This window comes from Pseudomonas sp. MF6767 (genome assembly GCF_016405475.1).
Taxonomy (GTDB): Bacteria; Pseudomonadota; Gammaproteobacteria; order Pseudomonadales; family Pseudomonadaceae; genus Aquipseudomonas; species Aquipseudomonas paracarnis.
Genome location: NZ_JAEKCY010000015.1, coordinates 17454 through 34440, shown reverse-complemented (window position 1 = coordinate 34440; position 16987 = coordinate 17454). Strand labels below are relative to the sequence as shown.

Below are 16987 nucleotides of genomic sequence, written 5' to 3'. Positions count from 1 at the left end.
TTCGGCCACCAGTAAGTTGCAAATTTCCCCTACCCACGCGGTGCGGGCATCTAACAGGGAGGGTTTTGGATTAGTGCGGGAGGTTGCGTGTCAGCAGCAGGCGTGTGGGGAGCAAGCGTGCTGAAACGGGATGTCGCTGTTGGGTGCAGTTGTCGAGCAGCAAGATCACCGGGCGGAAAGGGCCGCTGGTGGGATGGATACCCAACCAGGCCACACGCTTGCAGGTCATGCTTTCGAACTCGGCCACCGCCAGTTCAGCGATGCGCTGCACCAGGTGCGTGGGCACTTCAAGCGACTGGGTCAAGTACCGTGTGCAGTTCTCTAAAAGCTGGCTGTCGCCGGCAAGATGCTCGCAGCGGTGACGGTACAGATAGGCCACGGCCGCTTGTTGCATCGCGGCACGGTAGTCACTGGCAGGGTTGGTAGTCAGGGTGATCGTGTTCATACAGGTGCGGCCTCCATTTCCAGTTGATCCAGCAAATCGGGTTGATCGGTCTTTGCCGTGAGGTTCTGTCGAGCAAGGAGGCGCACTTTGGTGGGCGCCATGGGCAGAACGGTAAGGGGGCGCTCGATGCCTGATGGGCTCAGCTGGTATTCCCAAACCAAAGAGCCGGAAAACGTGGCGCCGCACAGCAGGTTGGTGCATTCCGAATACATTGAGCGGAAGCAAGGCGTCTGCCCTTCGGAGGTACGAATGCGCATCGAGCTGCCGCAGCAGGGACAGACCAGCTTGTAGGTGCTCAATGCTTTGGCCCCCGGCTGTGCAGCAGAATCGTTGCCAGGACTTCGGAGTGACGAGCCGCCATGTAATGGCTGTGAGCGCGCAAAATCGCCTCGGCTTCGTCCCGCTCGATGACGCCGTCGTCCAGTGCCTTCGCAATGATCTGGTCGACCACACCGCGCTTGGCTGCTGCACGCACTGAACGGTTGTAGAGGTCCACATTGTCGAGTGTTTCAGGCTTGGCGAGGGGGACGAACATGCCGCCGTACATCGCCGCGATGTATTCCGGCAGGTAGGTGGTGCCCATGTCCTGCTCTAACAGATGAATCTGTTCATCGCTCAGGGGCCGACTGCCGGCGTTTTCGTAGATGTGGTTATCGAACTTCTTGAGTTCGTATCCAAGGCGGGCTGCAGCGCATTCCCGGCCACCTTCGTAGTCGTTTATCACTGCGCTCATTACCTGGCGCTTGGTGGCTAGAACTGGGCGTTTCATCTTCTGGTTTCTCCCTGGAGTCATCGCCCCTACAGTCGTTTCACATAGCCGGTGCTGAGTTTTGCTCGGCGCTTTCCGCGAGGATTCCCGGCACTATTTCTTTGCCGATCATCCGAGACAGGTCTCGTAGGATTTGGAACGTCAACCTGCCACGGGGTAGCTTGTTGTTGCCCGCCCAACGCTGAACGACTTGCGTCACTGTGCGCACCTCATAGCCATGGCTTAGGGCGAACTGACGGAAGTTACTACCGCGCTCGATCAGTCGCGCTTGGACCTGGCGTTTTTCCATGGCTTGGCTCATGGTTCGAGTGTTCCTAGTTGGTTAAGATGTACCTGTTTGTTCGCAGTATACGCACCAAAACGGGTGCGTCAATTGGATTATATGAAAAAATGAGTATAGCCGCTCGCCTGCGCAGCGTTATCGACGACAGAGGCATGTCTATTAAGGAAGCCTCAGAGGTAGTGGGGATCCCTTACAGGACGCTTCAGAACTACCTTTTGGGCGAGCGTGAACCCAACGCAAAGGCTATGGCTGCTATACGCACCCATTTGGGTATAAGTCTGGATTGGTTGCTGACAGGCGAGGGCTCTATGTTTCTGGGTGTTTCGGCTGAATCATCGGAAAAGCAAGCTGCTAATCAGCAGGAGGAGGCCATTCTTGAGCTGTTCCGCTCGCTTGGGGAGGCGGGTAAGCGAGAGATACAAAGCGCTGCTGAGGAAAAGAAACGCTTAATGGATGTTGAGCAGCGTCTCAAGGATTTGACTGAAGCCCTTGCCGATACCAAACGGCCAGCATAATCTGTACCCATTAAGAACGGGTCTGTTAGGCAGTGAAGCCAAGTGATCCACTCCGCTCAGGTCGGTTTGTGGGCCAATTAGGCCGCACAATCCAAACTCCTACAACATCATAAGGACATGATCCATGCTGAAAATAATACTCGTTGATGATTTGTATGATCTGGATTCTTCGTCAGCACTTATTGGTATTAGCCAGATCAGAGAGAACTTTCTATTTAAAAGTCTAGCTTTAGATAGCGCTAAGTCATGGAGCAAGATTTCGTCTTAAGTAGTTGGCCGGATCGGTGTGGCGAAGATGGACTTCATATAATAAGGTGGTTGAATGAATATGGTAAATGCTCTAGACGCTGACGCGATAAAGTCAATTGAAAATAAAATCCATAAAGTCATCGTTCACACCGTCACAAAAAAAGAAGGAAAGTTTGAGCTGGATCCTAGAGATACTACACTAGAAGTTAGTGTGACAGTTCAGCGCCTTATAGATCAGCTTGCCCATCTCTATGTAACGAAGGCAGGTAAAGAACACGGTAAATTTGAAGAGGATGAAGAAAATTATCCGGTCAGCAAATTTCTAAGGGATTATTGCGAGGCTCCAGTCCCTGATTTTGTATTAGCATCTCTAAATATGTCAGGAACTCTGATTCGGGAAGCTCAACGTACAGCTTCTCCAGGCGGCCATGTTTTTTTCGCTCACTTTACTAGGAATACACCTAGCGATAATGACGATTATTTTATTGTCGCTATTTTAAATGATGAGCTGGGCACGGCGTTGAAGGACAAAGAGGTTATTGATTCAACCCACTTAGACATAAAAGGGTTTCGTTTGGCTGGCCGCGTAAACCTTACAAAGTGGCGTGCTAAATCGGAAAAATATCTTAGTTTTTTAAAAGGCAAGGGGCAGGATAAGGTTTCGGGTTTCTTCAAAGCTTTTATTGGTTGCAACAACTCTGTCGCGGCCGCAGCGGAGACGCGGTCTCTTACTAAAGTTCTCGAGCTATTCGCCGAAGATAAAGAAATGTCGGATGAAGTGAAAAGCGAGTTTTTACGTAAGGCTTATACCATATGTAAAGGGTATGCGGATATTGATCGTCCATTTGAGCTTGAGCCATTTTCGAACGAATTATGGCCAGAAAATCCTGAAGAATTGATTGTCGCTGTTTCTGAGTCCGAGACCAATATCTCTGACGGTTTTGTTCCTGATAAACGATCACTAAATAGGTTGGTGAAGTTTAGCGGTAAGTCGAAGCACTGGCGTCTAGATTTTGATAGACTAGCTTTGGAGTCGAAGGAAATATTATTCGACAAAGAAAGCGGCTCCCTGACCATCACACAGTTGCCGAGTGAACTGCTTGATCGGATGATAAAAGAACATAGAGACGAAGAAGAAGATGAGGCTTGATTTTGCGCATTTATTGCCTATATATAGAGCTATGCAGAAATTGCAAGGGTCTACATACCTGTTGCCTATCGATGCCGAAATCAAACAGAATCTTTTACTTATTTTGGATGATGATGATGCTTTGCCTGATTCCGGCTTTTCATACTCGGGAAGCCTTCAGTCAATAGTTGTAGGGAGCGCTATAGAACTTCAGGTGAAGTCCCCTAGAGTAGGGTTGGGGATATTGGCCGCAGACTTTAAAGAGTACCTCTCAAAGTCGGGTGTTTTTGTAAAAGAAAAAAATCATTTTTACCTTAAGAAGGATGATTTTTATTCAAGAGATTTGGTGCTTCCTCCTATTGTTGAACGCTACAGGTCGTTATTGCAGTTGATAAAGGTTTTGGAAGGAAGTGCTTATTATCTTGATGATAAGAATGAGAAGTTAATTTTCTATAAAAACGGAAAATTTGAAGTTTCTGTTAAGTATAACTTTCAGGATGTCTGTGATTTTGATATTGCAGCGATGGAAAGCTTGCATGGCTTGATGAGTGGGAGCCTGCATGAAGAGCAAAAGAAATCTCTTTTAGCTGAGACGGTGATTGAGTTGACTGAAGCTGTCCCATTAGATGGGCGGTTTTCTTATTTGGTTAATAATCTTAGGGAGCTGTATCAGAGAGCGCAGGTTGGATATAACCTTTTCTCTACTGATTTTACTTATGAGAAAGCTAAAGAAGAGGTTCATACCTTTAAGTTGGATACAACTTCAAGACTTCATAAAGCTATTTCGGAGATTCAAACGCAGCTTTTAGGTATTCCGGTAGCAACGTTTATTGCTTTAAGTCAAATCAAGAAGACAAATAGCCTTGATGCGCAATTTGCGATTAATACGGTGATTTTGTTTGGTTCTATAATATTTTGCTTGTTGTTGGGAGGGCTGCTTCTAAATCAGAAGTTAACTTTAAATACAATCGAGGCTGACGTTAAGCGACAGCAGAATGTTTTCCAAAAGCGTTTCGAGTCAACGCCAGAAGCATATGAAAGTGTTTTTAAGGCGATCTGTTCTCGACTGACCTTTCAATTTGGCGCTATTTTTATGATTTCGGTACTGACTATTTTAGTGGTGATTATTTCCCTGGTTTTTTATATAGTTCACACGCGGCCATTGTATGATGTGCTGTTTTCATAATGATGGACGATTCTAACAAGTCCATCCTATTCACTTCTGGATTTTGTCCGCACCCATTCGCGATCTACTGCCCGTTTGGCCGTCTGTTGCGAGGCATATAACCACCGTAGCCGTTTTGGCTTACTTTGGCCCCCCGCCGTGACTGTTTTTTCCTTCCCGTCTTTCTGATCGTGGTAGTAAGCAACGATCCCCGTGTAATTTCCGTGGTTCTCTTCTGCTAGGTCTTCAACATTGTCCTCCGGCAACTTGCTCTCCAGCTCCAGGCTGACGGTGTAGCCGCCATCCGGGCTCAGGTTGTGCTGCACGTTGCCGCCGTACCAGATGATCTCGTCAATTTCCGCTTTAACGCCCTGGAGCGTATAGGTCAGTTCGGGGATCAGATCCGGCCGGCCCATCGCGAGCGTGTAGCTGAGCGTGGCGCTGCCGCGTTGCAGGCGTCGAAACTCGGCCCTTGCAGCCCTCAGCGCTGACTGCTGGTCGCTGTAGGTATGGCGCAGGTCTTTGAGGTTCTCGCCGCCGCCGGCAATCGCTTCCTGTTTCGTGGCGCTATGCACATCGTAGAAATAGGCGCGCACCCCGTCGTAGCTGTCGCGATCCGCCTGCAGGTAGCGGTGCTGATCGCCGTCGGCGCGTGTGAGGGTAATGTGAGGCAGGGGAAGCCCACTGGCGGTCTTGCCGCCGCCTGCAGGGATGCACAGCAAACACCCAGCCTTCACGCTGGCCACCGCATCGAATTCTTCGCCCAGGCGCGTGATCAGGTTGGCGTCCGATTCGTTGGCTTGGTCAAGCTGCAGGATCGGCAACGCACCAAGCGCGCCAGCCACGGTCGAGGTGAGGTTGTTTCCCATGGCGACATCGCCGATGACTTTACCCAGCGTGGTATTGCTCCAGCTGCGCTCGCGCTTGGTCTTCAGCCCTTTGCGCAGGTCTGCTGATCGAGCGCGGATGCTGAGCACATCCGGCGCGCCGCTGTGCTCTGTCTCGTCGACGGTGTAGGTGCCCTTGTCCACCAGGCCGGTGTCGCTCCAGCCCAACCACAAGCGAAGTACTGCGCCCTTTGGCGGTATCGACAGCATGCTGTCATGGTCGCTCAATGTGATCGTGAGCTGGTCGGCCTCGACGCCACGGTTGTCGGTTAGATCCAGGTTCATCAGCCGCGGACTCACCTTCATGGCGATATCGTTGCCGTCCACCGTGAGACGGAAGGCCGGAACAGGATAGGCCGCGTCCCGGACGAAGCGTTCCGCCGTATTCATGAGGTAACCGGTGACTTTGGACAGCGCGGCCTCTATCACAGCAGCCCCCGCAGAATGTTGAGCCCGGTGCTGGTAGCGGCGCCGAGCAGGTCGATACGGTCGTCATCGGTACGCTTGAGCGTAAGGGTGAACTCAATGCGCCGTGGCGTGCCCTCTCTGAAAAACACAGTTTTGGTCTCGCTCAGGCTCTCGATCACCCACAATCCGTAAATCCGGCCGGTGCCCTCGACCATCGGCCAGGCCTTGCCGGTGTTCGCCATCAACCGCAAAGCGTCCAGGCTGAGCACGCTACCGGCCAGTTCCGGAAGGATGATGCCGGGGAGGGTAATGGTATCGTCGCCACGGCCTACAAATTGCAGCGCGGGTGGTGCACCGACGCGGCTGTTGCTGGCATGGCGCCAATTGGTTTGGCGCTGCAGCGCTTGGTAAGCGAGGGTTGATAGGCTGAACACGAACATGCCGAGGCTGAGCATCATGGTGATTAATCCCGGTCCGATAACTTGCTGCGCTGACGGGCGCGTTTCTCGTTTTCAATCTTGTTGAGCATGGCGCGCAGGCTTTTCTCTATGGCTTGCATGTCCATGCCAGGCGCAGCAGCGATGGTGATTTGGTAGGTGTCGTGACTGTCGTAAACCGTCGATGTGCCGGTACTGCTAATCGGCGGGCGATCATCGACAGCCAACGCCGGCATGGCTGTTGCGCTTAGCGCCAGAGTACCGGCGGCGGTCAGTTGTTTGCTCATGCTCGACAAGGCGTTGAGCGGCCCTTTCTGTCCACCCTCCAGGCCCTTTGTCAGCCCTTCCATTGTAAAACCGCCAAGTTCCGCAAACACGCGGGACGGGCTGTGGATGCCTAGTTTTTCCTTGAACCAACCGATGCTGGAGTCACCGATGGAGCTGATAGCGCCCTTCACAGCGCCGAGCCCTGCGGTCAGGCCATTGACCAGACCGTTGACGATCATGCCGCCGAACTCGGTGAATTTCCCCGGCAGCTCTACGCCGAAGTAATTCATCACCCCGGCGAACGCCTGGTAGAACAAGCCAAGCGGACTAAAGTTGGTGATCAATTGCAGGATGCCGGCGAGGCCCTGGTCAAAGCTGGCTTTGATGGTGGTCCACACGTTGACTGCGCCGGTTGCGATAGAGCCGATGCTCTGCAGCAGGGTCATGAGCATGTTGCCGATGGCCGCGCCAAATCGCTGGCCCATCGACTGTGCTGCACCGCCGACGTCTTCGACCGGTTTCAGCAGGTCGGTGAACCAACCGATCACTCCACTGATGCCGGAGGAGATCATGCTGAACAACGGGCGGACAATGCTGCCAAGCAGGCGCAACGCGAAACCGATAATCGGAATGGAGTAGGCGGCTTTCGCCAGGCTGATCAGCAGCCCGCCGAACTTACCAAACCCGGCAAGGAGCGGCTGCAGGGCTTCAGTGAGTCCCTGCCAGAAGCCGAGGAAGAACCCTTTAATCGGCTTCCAGTATTTGTAAATCAGCGCTGCAATGGCGACCAGGCCAGCGACAGCGGCGATCAGCCACCCGACCGGTGTAGCAAGTATGGCTGCGCCTACCGCGCTGATTGCGCCTCCGAGCATTGGCAATACGCTGACCGCAGCAATCCGCGCGGAGCTGACTAACGTAGGGATAACGCTCATCATGCCGCCAGCGGCACGACTGGCTGTGACCGTCTTCCAGATTCTGCCCATCCGGCCGACCTCGGTACCGGCGGCGGCAGCAGCAATACGGGTGCCGATCAACTGAGCTTTGATGCTGCCCAAGCGAATGCCAAACAGCGCCATGCCATACCGCAGTACTGCGAAGGGGCCGAGCATGCTTGCCATGGTCAACGCCAATGTGCCGAACACTACGGCAGCAACTGCTACAGCCGCCACTACCTTGACCAGGCCGCCGGCCAGCTTCGGGTTTTTGCGCGCCCAGGCACCGACTCCATTGGCAAGTTCGCCCAGCGTATTGATCAGCTCTTTTAGCTCGGGAGCAACTGCGGCGCCAAACTCCGCCATGGCATTGGTAAAACTGCCCTCGGCAGCTTCCATGACGTTCGTTAGGGTACCCAGCTGCTCGTTGACGCGGGTACGCAGATCGGCCTGGCTCTGCAGCTTCTGCTGCACCTCCTGGTAACCGACCAACCCTTTGTTCATCATCGTATTCAAGGTAGTCAGCGTTTCAGCATCATCCCCGAATAGTTTGGAGATCACGGCAGTGCGGTCGGTATCGTTCAGAACCTTGAGCTTTTCTACTTGCGCGTAGAGATTTTCCAGCCCAGCGAAGTTGCCATCGTCGTTCGTGAACTTGAGCGATACGCCCTTGTTTGCACCCGCTGCAATTTTGTTAGCTTTATCAACTTTGTCTTGATCGAGACCCGCCTGAAAGATTTTGCGGAATGCGTTACCCGCTGATCCACCTTCCATGCCGGCCTGGTCCATCATGATCAACAGCGGCGCAAGTTCCTTGGCCGCGTCGATTCCTGACTTTTTGATGACGTCCATGACAGGCGCGATTTTGCTGAACCCCTGGAGCATGTTGCCTGGGTCCACACCCGCGTAGAACCCACGCTGGATGGTGTCCATCAGCCCCATCATGTCTTTTTCGGTAGTCCGGGTTGCATCCTGCATCTTGGCAGCGAACTCCGCCGCGTCCGTGGCTTGCATCTTCAACTGCACGCCGAGGTAGGCAGCAGCCTCACCGGTACCGCCGAGAATGCTCTGCGCGCTCAGGCCCTGGCGTCGGAGCATTGTCATCATGTTCTGGAAGTCGGCTGTGGTGCCTGGCAGTCGGTCGCCCAGGTTGGTCGCCAGATCGGTGATCTTTTGAAAGTCTGCAGAGACCTTGCCGGTGTCGCCCATCATCGACACTTTGAGCTGCGTGGCAGAGTCCTCATTCGGGGCAAAGGCTTTGATGGCCGACACGACGGGGCGGCTGGCGGCGTAGCCCGCGCCAAGGCTAGCGGCGCCGGATACAGCAACACTGCCAGCTAGGCTCTGGGTTTTGTCGTAGGCGGCACGCGCTTTTGCCAGGCTGTCCTGCTTGCGCTTCAACGCATCCAGGTGGTCCATCTGCAATTTCATGGCCTGGGTGGCGGTGTCGATATCGCGCTTGAGCTTCAACTCGTGTGCGCCCAGGGCATTGGTGCTGATGCCGGCGTTTTTAAGCTGTACGCCGAGGTTGCCGAGTTTTACTTGCTGCTGGCCGTACTGCTCGCCCAAGCGTTTCGACTCGGCGGTGTGCTGTTTCAGCAGCGCGAGCTGGTCCTTGAACGGGGTTTCCAGGCGGCGGATCTCGTCGCGCAGACTGGCATGGCCCGCGCGACTGGTGCGCAACTGCGCGTTGTTCAGGGTGAACCGGTCAGCCAGGGTCTTTTCCTTGGCTGCGAGCTGGTCCAGCTGGGTCTTGCGCTCGCGCTGGGCGGCTGTGAGGCGGGTGTATTCGTCGTGCTGCGCTCGGGTCAGGGCATTGCCCTTCTGCATCACGGCATTGAGCGCGGCGATCTGGCTGGCGGATTGGCGGTGTTCGTCGCTCATCAACCCCAGGGCATTGCGTGTCCCGGTGAGTTCGCGCTTGAGGTCGGTCTGACTGGTTTTGAGCGCGTCAACCTTCTGCCGGGACTTGTCGAACAGCGCCTGGGTCGGCGCGAGCTGCTGCCGTACTTTGGCCGTCTCGCGGGCGAGTTCGCCTACCTTGGTGTTGTTGGCGGCGAGCGCCTCGGATGTCGCGCGGGTTGCGGCTTGCAGTTCACGCCAGGCGCTGACGTCGCGTTGCTGGGTGTTGAGTTCTTTCAGGCGGTCACGGGCGGCTTTGAGGGCGCGGGCTGTTTCCTTGCTGCCGCCCGTGATTTTATTCAGGGGACCTGTGGCCTTATCAATGGCGCTGAGCAGCACCTGAAGTCTCAGATCATTCCCCATCGTTGGAACTCCGCACCCTGGCGCGCTCGCGCCAGTCCATCAGGTCTTGCAGGCCCAGCCGATCCATATCAGCCGGTGCCCAGTGAAAAACCACGGCTAGATCGGCCATGGCGTCCTCTACGCGACGAGGGATGCATCCGTCATCGCCGACTTCTGCAACAAAAAACCAGAGATCTTGCTGCTCAAGGCCAGCAGGTCGGCCGGGTCCATGCCGGCGACTTCGACGGCAGTGATGCTCGGCGAGCTGATGCGCGGCAGAACCTTGATCAAGCTGCCGACGTCCATCTGCAGCAACTCCACCAGGCTCACGCCGCGCAACTCGCCGGAGTTCGGCTTGCGCAGGGTGATGCTTTCGATGCTGGTGGTGCCGCGACGAATTGGCGTGTCGAGGGTGACGGTGTTGTTGTCGGCCAGATGCTGCACGTCGGGCTGTTCGGTGGTTTCGTTCTTCATGGGAGTTGCTCCTGGTGATTAAAGGATGAGGCTCGATTGAGGGGTGGGTCAGATGCCCATGGCGGTGCGGTGCTTCTCCAGCATGTCCACGCCGTTGACCTTCTCGACGAAGTTGAGCAGGTCGATTTCGATGATTTCTTCGCCGTCCACGGTCAGCTTGTAGTAGCTGCAGGTGGTGGTCATGGAGTGCTCGGTGTCCTCACCGGGCTGGGCGTCACCCATCTCGATGGTTTCGTGGCGGCCACGCACGACCACTTCCACGTTGCTGACTTCGTTGGTGTCGTCTTGCTGGTAAGGGCCAGAGAAGCGCAGGGCTACGCTGTTAGCACTGACGGCGCCGAACTGGCGCAGAGAGATCAGATCGAGGCCACCGGTTTTCCATTCGAACTGAATGCCGTCGTCGGACATGCCCAGGTCAGCTTTGACCGGGCCATTCATGCCGCCGCCACGATAGGCTTCCATCTTGCGACCGAGGGAGGGCAGGGTGAGGGACTTCACCAAGCCGAGGTAGCTGTTGCCGTCATTGAACAGGTTGAGGTTTTTGAGCTTGCGAGGCATTGCCATGGCGGTGATCTCCGGGATACGGGTTCAGGGTGAACTCCCCTCGCGGGGAGGCCCGGTTTAGCTGTTGATGCCCTTGGCGAAGTCGATCAGGTAACGGTCGGTGATTCGCTGGCGGAAGGTGAGGTCTTCAAGCGGCGGCACGGGGGTGTAGTCGTAGTCCACCCACAGCTTGCCGGCCTTGAGGGTGTCTTTGGTGTTGATGTCGTCCGGGTACCAGCAGCTGCCGCCGATCAGGTAGCCCTGGGATTTCATCTCGCGCATCTTGGCGTTCACCCCTTCGACCAGGTCGCGCACCAGGGAGGCGTGCATAGGGCGGTCAATGGCCCACATGTGCGCTTCGCCCATGGTGTCCGCAAGGATCTGCGCGGTGCGGGTGTAGTTTTCGAAGGCGAACAACGGGTCATCGCTGCAGGTGCGGCTACCCCAGAAGCGGAAGCCGTTGGCGTTGATCAGGGTGGTGACGTCGTTGCTGTTGAGGTAGTTCGCGTCCGTGGCCGGGTTTTGCAGATCCCAGAACACGTCGGCGCTGATACCGGTCACGCCGCTGACGGCCACGTTAGATATGGTTTTATGCCAGCCCGTCTCTTGATCAATCAGGGCGCGAAGTCCAAGCGCTCGGGCCACGGCCGAGGCAGTAGCGGTCTTGTTGGCGACGGTGTCCCAGTTCTGAAAGTCCGGCCAAATCACCATCATTTCGCGGGCGCCGAAGTTCGCGCGGTAAGCGACCACCTCTTCCTTGGTTTTGCAGCCCCAGGCGCTGACGTAAGCAAAGGCGCGCAGGTCTTTGGCAATGGCTCCGAGGGCGGTGGCCACCTGCAAATTGTCCAGGCCAGGCACGCCGAGAATGCGTGGCGCCATACCCACGCGGGACTTGGCGGCGAGCAGCGCTTTCATACCGGTGTATTGACCGTTGGGTGTGGTGCCCCCGATCAGGGCACTAGTGGTGGCCGCTTCGTCGGCGCCTTCCTTGACCCGCACCACGATGACGTAGGGCTTGGTCTGGTCGGCGATGCCTTGCAGGCTCGCGGCCAGGGTGCCCTTTACGCCGGCTTTGCCGACGGCGGTTTGCACGTTGGTGAGCAGGACGGGCGTGTCCAGAGGGAAAACGAGTGGGTCCGCATCTTCAGCCGTGCAAACCATGCCGATAACTGCGGTGGGAATAGTGCGAATGGGGCGGGTGCCGTCGTTGAGTTCGATGACCCGCACGCCGTGGAGATAATCGGCCATGGGTTATGCCTGCGCTGTGATGGAATGACAGTGCAGAGGTTGCCGCGCGCGCGCCGGCTGGGCGAGCGCGGCACCTTGTAGGGGCCGCGTTTACAGGGGGAGTTTTATTGAACCTGGTCCTTGATCCAGCCTGGCGGTACTGGGCGCTTGCTGGCATCAGGAAAGCTGACAGATTGGGGCCAGTCGCGCAGTTGCTGCATGTAGGTCAGCAGTTCGCTGTATTGGTCTGCACTGAGCGTTGTGTCTGAACCCAGCTCGGCCTGATCCCGGTGGCGTTCACGTAGCCACGCGACACCTTGAAGTTCCAGGTCTCGCCATCGCCGCTCTTCATTGGCCGCTTCTTCAACGGTCGACTTGGGCAATGTTTGTCCACCATCGGCTACCCACTCCAAGTACGTCACCCAGTCCTTGTTGCCCATATCTTCCGGGATGAACACATGGTCACTCATTCGACGGACGCCGGCTGGGGTGAATCTGTACACGGTTGCATTCATAGTCGTCACCTCAAAGTTCCGCGTCGGCGGTCCACTCGATTTGTAGGGTATAGCCAGGGATAGACCCTGCCGGTGGTAGGCATGAAAGCGAAAAGCCTGTCGACCACAAGCTTTGGATATTCGTCAGAGTGCAGGGTTTTACGGCCGACTGTGCCCAGATCTCCGACGAGCTTTCACCAGGTGAAAACAGCTTCAGCGTAGGAACAACGCGCTTCACTTCTCGGAAGTCCATACGCAGCGCTGACTGCGAGGCCTGTGCTGCTGCGGATTGCGTGAAGGTGGCAATACAGGTCCCCGGACCGTTGTTGGATTTCAACGGGTGATCCTGCAGGAAAGACTTTTCGAAGTAGCGCAGGCATGCGCGGTACTCCTCCTGGTGCGTCCTGTAATCGTAAGGCGTCGCCACGCTGCCGGACTCGATCTGGACGTTGGTAATGTCCGTGTAGTAGGCACCGGCTCCTCCGCTGGCCAAGATAACTTCCAGGAAGTCATTGGCGACGCCCTTGTTCTTGTTCACCACACCGCCCAGGTCGAGGGTGACGACGTATTTTTTATATACCGTTGTGAGCTCCACCGAGGTGCCCACATCGACGTTCGGCTCGGTTGAGTTCACTCCAAAGTTCTGGCGAAGAATCACCGCACACGTATGTGGAACGCTGGTTTTCATATAAAACGAGACGGTGACCTTCCCGCCGGCCAATGTTTCGACGTTCTCGATGCGCTGACTGAGATTCCAGCCATTGCCTTCACCTTGCCGCGAGAGTCTCAGGGCAAACTTTGCTTCGTTGATATTGGCGTCCTGCTCGAGCGGCAGTTGGCTCCAATTGCAGGTGGCGTTCTTTGGACTGTAAATCATCCAGCGGTCCGGGCCGAACAAGCTTTCGGGATCACCGTTGGCTTTTCCAACGACGCCTGACTTGCCTCGCTGCCAAATCTGAAACGCGCCATTGATCAGCCGGTTCTTGCGGAAGACGTGCACCGGGTACTGCTGGAGCGCGCTCTCGATTTGGTTTCGCACTGCCTCGGTGTTGGTTACCCGTTTAGAGCGGTCATTAACCGGCGGCGTTGGCGCGTTCTGCCCTCCTGCCCACTGGAACGTTAGAGGCGTCGTGCCCAGGACGATGGGCGCGTCAGTGACCAGGTGCCAGAGCGTGTCGCCATTTGCTGCGCCGCGCTCAACGTGAACCAACAAACCAGGTGTCACCTCCGCGCCGATATCGGCATCCGCTGTACGGGTCCAGATTTCGGCGGTGGTGAGGTACAAGCCATTGTCTTTGCCCTGGGCCTGGTCCTTCACCAGTACCCGCGAACCTACCGGGACTGCCACGCCGTCAATGGTTTGCGCACCGGCCAGGACTACTGGGCCAGTGGTCGCTACCAGCACCGACTGCTTCACATCCTGCTGATTGATGGCGTCAGTGATGGAGTCCGTCACGAACTTGCGTGTGGCAAGCACCACCGCCGGATCGATCATCAGCACCACATTCGCCGCGCTGGATACGATGAAATTCATACGTATCACCTGCGTCCGACCGGAGCCTTGGGACATCAGGGATTTGTAGGTAGGCGCGCAGTTCGCCACGGCGACCAGGTCGCCGTCAGCGTCGTAGAGTCCGATTTCGTTGATCCACCATCCGCCTTCTTCTGCCGGGATGATCTGTTCAGCGATCAGAATATTTTTGTTGGCCGGGTCAATCATCAGCCTGTTCAGCGGCCGGCGGCGACGCTCGTTGATCAGCTTCTTTTGATTGCGGTCTGGTATTGGGTTGGTTTCGTTTGCGTCACCGACGCCCATTTCCGTCAGCTTCCAGGGAATGCCGAGCGCGTCTGCATTGGCCTGTTTGGCTTCCCCAATAGCCGTGAGAATCGCAAAAAACTGAGAGTTCGGATTGATCATGGATAGATGTCCAATGTGTCGATGGAATGTTCACGACCCGCGACGCCGATGTAGCACGCAAGGCCAATAGCGCCTGGTATCGGCGGATAGATATCGAGGGTGTCGATGGAGTGTTCGCGCCCAGGTGCGCCGATAACGCCGGTGGTGACGATGTCGCGAAAGACTGGGGGGTAGATGTCGATCTCATCGCCGTCGTAGGTACTGGCGAAAATGTTCATGCCACCGGTTGTTTCGAGGCTGATGGCCAGGCCCGTCAGATGACGGGTGACTGGCTTGGCGTCGTCGATCAGCCAGGCCAATTCCAGGTACATCTCTTCGGTGATGCCGGTTTCCAGCACTCCGACCTTCAGAGCGAACGTGCCGGGAACGCCTTCGGGGGTCGTCTGCCACCACTCCAGCACCTCGATCAGGTAGCCGAGCGGCTCCACGACGCGGCGCAGTGCGCCAATGGTGCCTTTGCGGGAGTGGATGTAATGGGATGACCGGATGGCGGTGCGTTTCGCCGCTTCGGTCCACTTACTGTCCCAGCGGTCGACCGAAAAAGCCCAGGCCAGGTAGGGCAGAAGATCAACAGGGCAGGTGTCCGGGTTACAGAGCTGACGCAGAGGGATTGGTACTCGCTTGATCTGTGCTAGTGCCTGCGCGGCCGTGCGCTCCAGCGGTGTGGAGTTCCCAGGTAGCAGCTGCTGCCCACCCATCATTCGGCGCCTCGGATGACGTTGACTTCGGTGCAGAAGGGCGCCTGTGCTTTGGTCGCGACGATATCGACCCAGTCTTCCAGCTCGACCTTACGCACGCCCTCTACATGCAACGCGGCATGCACGGCAGATTCTGAGACCTCCATGCCCAAGCGACGCCGTTGGTGGACATAAGCCAATAAACGCTGCTCGGCGGCAGCAACGATCGGTTCCGACTCCGGCCCGCTGGAGAGCAGGTAGAGCTTGGCTTTGATCTGGTATTTAAGAATATCCGCACCCTGGACAAGCAAACGGTCGGCTACCGGCCGGCGATCTTCATCGCTGAGGTAGGTGTTGACCAGAGCGAGCAAGTCAGGGGAAGCGGTGCCATCGCCGAGAAGCGATTGCACCGTCACCACCGCCACTGCGGGCGACGGGCTCTCAGCGGTGGCATCGGCCACGCGACCGTCCGCAGCCCTGGCGTGGAAGATGTAGCTATTGCGCGGGCCGGCTGTGCTCAAACCTTCCCAGGCCATTTGCGCACGCTCGCGCAGGCTGTCGTCGCTCTCCATAAGTCTTGGCATAGGCGGCACGGCCGATGGATTGCCTTCCTGGATCACCAGACGCTTGACGTTGAAGTTGGCAGCCAACTGTTCCAGGTCAGTGCCACGGGCTGTGGCGAGTAGGTTGGCAAGGCACGCCTCATTGACCCGCTGACGCCACACGGTTTCGCGATAGGCGTTCTCCTGTACCAACTTCGTCAGCGGTTCCGACTCCAGCGCCAGGCGTGCGGAAATTTGAGCCTGTTCTTCGACCGGCCACAGGCTGACTGCATAGGCCTTGCGTTCGGCCAGGATCTGTTCGAAGTCGATTTGCTCGACGATCTGCGGCGGCGGCAGCTGGCTGAGGTCGATGGCGGCGAAACTGTTCATACACTGCCTCCCAGCTGCAGGGGCACGCTGAGGCTCAGCGGCTCATTGGTGTCCACCACGGTGCCCTCCAGATCAATCGAGGCCTGGCCCTGCATGTTCGCTCCCGCGAACTGCACGCGGCTCAGGCTGATGCGGGTTTCCCAGCGCATAAGCGCCATGACCGTGGCGGCGTAAACGCGCAGACGGTTGACGTCGTTGAAGGGGTGGTCCACCAGCTCGGGCACCAAGCTGCCGTATTCGCGGCGCATTACACGCGTGCCAATGCGGGTGGTGAGAATGTCGGTGATCGCCTGACTGATGTGCTCGCGCTCGCTGATGGCGCCGCCGGTATGTCGATTCATGATGGGATGGGTACTCCCGACTGGTCGCCGCCGGCCTTGACGCCGCCGTGCGGGTGTGTGACCAAGCTGACGCCTGCTGCAACCACGTCAATCGACACGTCAACCCGACCGGTGACGGTCTGATTGCCGGTTTGGTTGTAGTCGCCCTGGTGCGTGATGTCGCCGACCAGGTTGATGCCGCCGGTGCTGATCAGGTTGGTGGTGCCGCCGTCGGCCAACGTGGCGTTGAGGTGGTGGGCCTCGCTGTCGTATTCGATCACCGTGCCGTCGGAGTAGGTACGACGGTGGAGGCCTGGGCGGTTGCCGTTGGCCGGGACGAGGTCACTGAATACGCCAGTCACGGCGATCCCGTTGGCGAGCTGGCCCGAAGGGCTAAGCAGGATCACCTGTTCACCGATAGTGGGCGGGTCCCATTCGCGGTCAGCTCCGGCGCGCAATGCGAGCCAGGGAAGCCAGGCGGTGGTCAGCTTTCCGGTTGTTACCTGCACGCGCGGAGGCTCCATCTGCACGGCGGCAATGACGCCGAAGCGGATGAGGTTTTCGAGCAGGCGGGCGAGGGCGGCTAGGTTGTTCATGGCGCCGATGGTGGCGTTGCGCGCGTAGGAGTGCAGCTTGTTCGCCTTGTAAACCGGCCGGTTACACGGCGCTTTA

20 protein-coding genes are annotated in these 16987 nt (G+C 56.9%); 3 read left to right on the top strand and 17 right to left on the bottom strand.

The annotated features are described in order from the left end of the window. Positions 1–70: 70 nt before the first annotated feature. The 4 genes from JFT58_RS21555 to JFT58_RS21540 are packed head-to-tail and all read right to left on the bottom strand — an operon-like array spanning position 71 to position 1503. Positions 71–445, bottom strand: coding sequence for a hypothetical protein (locus JFT58_RS21555; protein ID WP_106117866.1), 375 nt, complete (start codon positions 443–445; stop codon positions 71–73). Continuing rightward, complete coding sequence (locus JFT58_RS21550) at positions 442–744, bottom strand: ogr/Delta-like zinc finger family protein (protein ID WP_054919910.1); 303 nt, start codon at positions 742–744, stop codon at positions 442–444. Before JFT58_RS21550 ends, JFT58_RS21555 begins: the two co-directional genes overlap by 4 nt. Beyond that, complete coding sequence (locus tag JFT58_RS21545) at positions 741–1214, bottom strand: YmfL family putative regulatory protein (protein ID WP_014717543.1); 474 nt, start codon at positions 1212–1214, stop codon at positions 741–743. Before JFT58_RS21545 ends, JFT58_RS21550 begins: the two co-directional genes overlap by 4 nt. 40 nt (positions 1215–1254) lie before the next feature. Beyond that, positions 1255–1503, bottom strand: a complete 249-nt coding sequence (locus JFT58_RS21540; RefSeq protein ID WP_198834606.1) for a hypothetical protein — start codon at positions 1501–1503, stop codon at positions 1255–1257. Between the two features lie 38 nt (positions 1504–1541). Between JFT58_RS21540 and JFT58_RS21535 the strand changes: the two genes are divergently transcribed. The 3 genes from JFT58_RS21535 to JFT58_RS21525 all read left to right on the top strand — a co-directional run bounded on the left by JFT58_RS21535 (position 1542) and on the right by JFT58_RS21525 (position 4576). Further along, entirely contained in the window at positions 1542–2012 is a 471-nt protein-coding gene (locus JFT58_RS21535) for a helix-turn-helix domain-containing protein (protein ID WP_233095425.1), read from the top strand. A 322-nt stretch (positions 2013–2334) separates the two neighbouring features. Further along, complete coding sequence (locus tag JFT58_RS21530) at positions 2335–3411, top strand: nucleoid-associated protein (protein ID WP_198834591.1); 1077 nt, start codon at positions 2335–2337, stop codon at positions 3409–3411. Further along, positions 3401–4576: a hypothetical protein gene (locus JFT58_RS21525; RefSeq protein ID WP_198834590.1), complete on the top strand. Its 1176-nt coding sequence runs from the start codon at positions 3401–3403 to the stop codon at positions 4574–4576. The genes JFT58_RS21530 and JFT58_RS21525 overlap by 11 nt, the downstream gene beginning before the upstream one ends. A gap of 26 nt (positions 4577–4602) precedes the next feature. Here the strand turns inward: JFT58_RS21525 and JFT58_RS21520 are convergent, their stop codons facing one another. The 13 genes from JFT58_RS21520 to JFT58_RS21460 form a co-directional block, all read right to left on the bottom strand. Continuing rightward, entirely contained in the window at positions 4603–5871 is a 1269-nt protein-coding gene (locus JFT58_RS21520; RefSeq protein ID WP_198834589.1) for a phage late control D family protein, read from the bottom strand. Beyond that, positions 5868–6308, bottom strand: coding sequence for a phage tail protein (locus JFT58_RS21515; protein WP_198834588.1), 441 nt, complete (start codon positions 6306–6308; stop codon positions 5868–5870). Before JFT58_RS21515 ends, JFT58_RS21520 begins: the two co-directional genes overlap by 4 nt. 5 nt (positions 6309–6313) lie before the next feature. Further along, positions 6314–9751: a phage tail tape measure protein gene (locus JFT58_RS21510; protein WP_198834587.1), complete on the bottom strand. Its 3438-nt coding sequence runs from the start codon at positions 9749–9751 to the stop codon at positions 6314–6316. Then, positions 9741–9860 carry a GpE family phage tail protein gene (locus JFT58_RS21505; protein ID WP_019818212.1) on the bottom strand — a complete coding sequence of 40 codons (120 nt, stop codon included), beginning with the start codon at positions 9858–9860 and terminating at the stop codon, positions 9741–9743. Before JFT58_RS21505 ends, JFT58_RS21510 begins: the two co-directional genes overlap by 11 nt. An 8-nt stretch (positions 9861–9868) precedes the next feature. After that, positions 9869–10204: a phage tail assembly protein gene (locus tag JFT58_RS21500; protein WP_198834586.1), complete on the bottom strand. Its 336-nt coding sequence runs from the start codon at positions 10202–10204 to the stop codon at positions 9869–9871. Between the two features lie 48 nt (positions 10205–10252). Further along, the gene (locus JFT58_RS21495; protein ID WP_014717552.1) at positions 10253–10768 is read right to left on the bottom strand and encodes a phage major tail tube protein; all 516 of its coding nucleotides are present in this window, start codon (positions 10766–10768) and stop codon (positions 10253–10255) included. A 57-nt stretch (positions 10769–10825) separates the two neighbouring features. Next, positions 10826–11995: a phage tail sheath protein gene (locus JFT58_RS21490; protein WP_198834585.1), complete on the bottom strand. Its 1170-nt coding sequence runs from the start codon at positions 11993–11995 to the stop codon at positions 10826–10828. Positions 11996–12099: 104 nt separating this feature from the next. Next, a complete protein-coding gene (locus JFT58_RS21485) occupies positions 12100–12444 on the bottom strand; it encodes a phage tail assembly chaperone (RefSeq protein WP_198834584.1) in 345 nt (114 codons plus the stop codon). A 55-nt stretch (positions 12445–12499) separates the two neighbouring features. After that, entirely contained in the window at positions 12500–14386 is a 1887-nt protein-coding gene (locus tag JFT58_RS21480) for a phage tail protein (RefSeq protein ID WP_198834583.1), read from the bottom strand. Then, positions 14383–15084 (bottom strand): phage tail protein I, encoded by a 702-nt coding sequence (locus tag JFT58_RS21475; protein WP_198834582.1) that lies wholly within the window; start codon positions 15082–15084, stop codon positions 14383–14385. The genes JFT58_RS21480 and JFT58_RS21475 overlap by 4 nt, the downstream gene beginning before the upstream one ends. Then, a complete protein-coding gene (locus JFT58_RS21470) occupies positions 15084–15995 on the bottom strand; it encodes a baseplate assembly protein (RefSeq protein WP_198834581.1) in 912 nt (303 codons plus the stop codon). Before JFT58_RS21470 ends, JFT58_RS21475 begins: the two co-directional genes overlap by 1 nt. Then, positions 15992–16336, bottom strand: coding sequence for a GPW/gp25 family protein (locus tag JFT58_RS21465; protein ID WP_014717558.1), 345 nt, complete (start codon positions 16334–16336; stop codon positions 15992–15994). The genes JFT58_RS21470 and JFT58_RS21465 overlap by 4 nt, the downstream gene beginning before the upstream one ends. After that, positions 16333–16911 carry a phage baseplate assembly protein V gene (locus tag JFT58_RS21460; RefSeq protein WP_198834580.1) on the bottom strand — a complete coding sequence of 193 codons (579 nt, stop codon included), beginning with the start codon at positions 16909–16911 and terminating at the stop codon, positions 16333–16335. The genes JFT58_RS21465 and JFT58_RS21460 overlap by 4 nt, the downstream gene beginning before the upstream one ends. Between the last annotated feature and the right edge of the window lie 76 nt (positions 16912–16987).

Bases quoted from the DNA above. Each gene is read 5' to 3' on its own strand.
- JFT58_RS21545 (WP_014717543.1), bottom strand. From the start codon at position 1,214: ATGAAACGCCCAGTTCTAGCCACCAAGCGCCAGGTAATGAGCGCAGTG.
- JFT58_RS21515 (WP_198834588.1), bottom strand. From the start codon at position 6,308: ATGATGCTCAGCCTCGGCATGTTCGTGTTCAGCCTATCAACCCTCGCT.
- JFT58_RS21475 (WP_198834582.1), bottom strand. From the start codon at position 15,084: ATGGGTGGGCAGCAGCTGCTACCTGGGAACTCCACACCGCTGGAGCGC.
- JFT58_RS21505 (WP_019818212.1), bottom strand. From the start codon at position 9,860: ATGGCCGATCTAGCCGTGGTTTTTCACTGGGCACCGGCTGATATGGAT.
- JFT58_RS21500 (WP_198834586.1), bottom strand. From the start codon at position 10,204: ATGAAGAACGAAACCACCGAACAGCCCGACGTGCAGCATCTGGCCGAC.
- JFT58_RS21530 (WP_198834591.1), top strand. From the start codon at position 2,335: ATGAATATGGTAAATGCTCTAGACGCTGACGCGATAAAGTCAATTGAA.
- JFT58_RS21540 (WP_198834606.1), bottom strand. From the start codon at position 1,503: ATGGAAAAACGCCAGGTCCAAGCGCGACTGATCGAGCGCGGTAGTAAC.
- JFT58_RS21525 (WP_198834590.1), top strand. From the start codon at position 3,401: ATGAGGCTTGATTTTGCGCATTTATTGCCTATATATAGAGCTATGCAG.
- JFT58_RS21485 (WP_198834584.1), bottom strand. From the start codon at position 12,444: ATGAGTGACCATGTGTTCATCCCGGAAGATATGGGCAACAAGGACTGG.
- JFT58_RS21535 (WP_233095425.1), top strand. From the start codon at position 1,542: ATGTACCTGTTTGTTCGCAGTATACGCACCAAAACGGGTGCGTCAATT.
- JFT58_RS21510 (WP_198834587.1), bottom strand. From the start codon at position 9,751: ATGGGGAATGATCTGAGACTTCAGGTGCTGCTCAGCGCCATTGATAAG.
- JFT58_RS21465 (WP_014717558.1), bottom strand. From the start codon at position 16,336: ATGAATCGACATACCGGCGGCGCCATCAGCGAGCGCGAGCACATCAGT.
- JFT58_RS21555 (WP_106117866.1), bottom strand. From the start codon at position 445: ATGAACACGATCACCCTGACTACCAACCCTGCCAGTGACTACCGTGCC.
- JFT58_RS21470 (WP_198834581.1), bottom strand. From the start codon at position 15,995: ATGAACAGTTTCGCCGCCATCGACCTCAGCCAGCTGCCGCCGCCGCAG.
- JFT58_RS21490 (WP_198834585.1), bottom strand. From the start codon at position 11,995: ATGGCCGATTATCTCCACGGCGTGCGGGTCATCGAACTCAACGACGGC.
- JFT58_RS21460 (WP_198834580.1), bottom strand. From the start codon at position 16,911: ATGAACAACCTAGCCGCCCTCGCCCGCCTGCTCGAAAACCTCATCCGC.
- JFT58_RS21480 (WP_198834583.1), bottom strand. From the start codon at position 14,386: ATGATCAATCCGAACTCTCAGTTTTTTGCGATTCTCACGGCTATTGGG.
- JFT58_RS21495 (WP_014717552.1), bottom strand. From the start codon at position 10,768: ATGGCAATGCCTCGCAAGCTCAAAAACCTCAACCTGTTCAATGACGGC.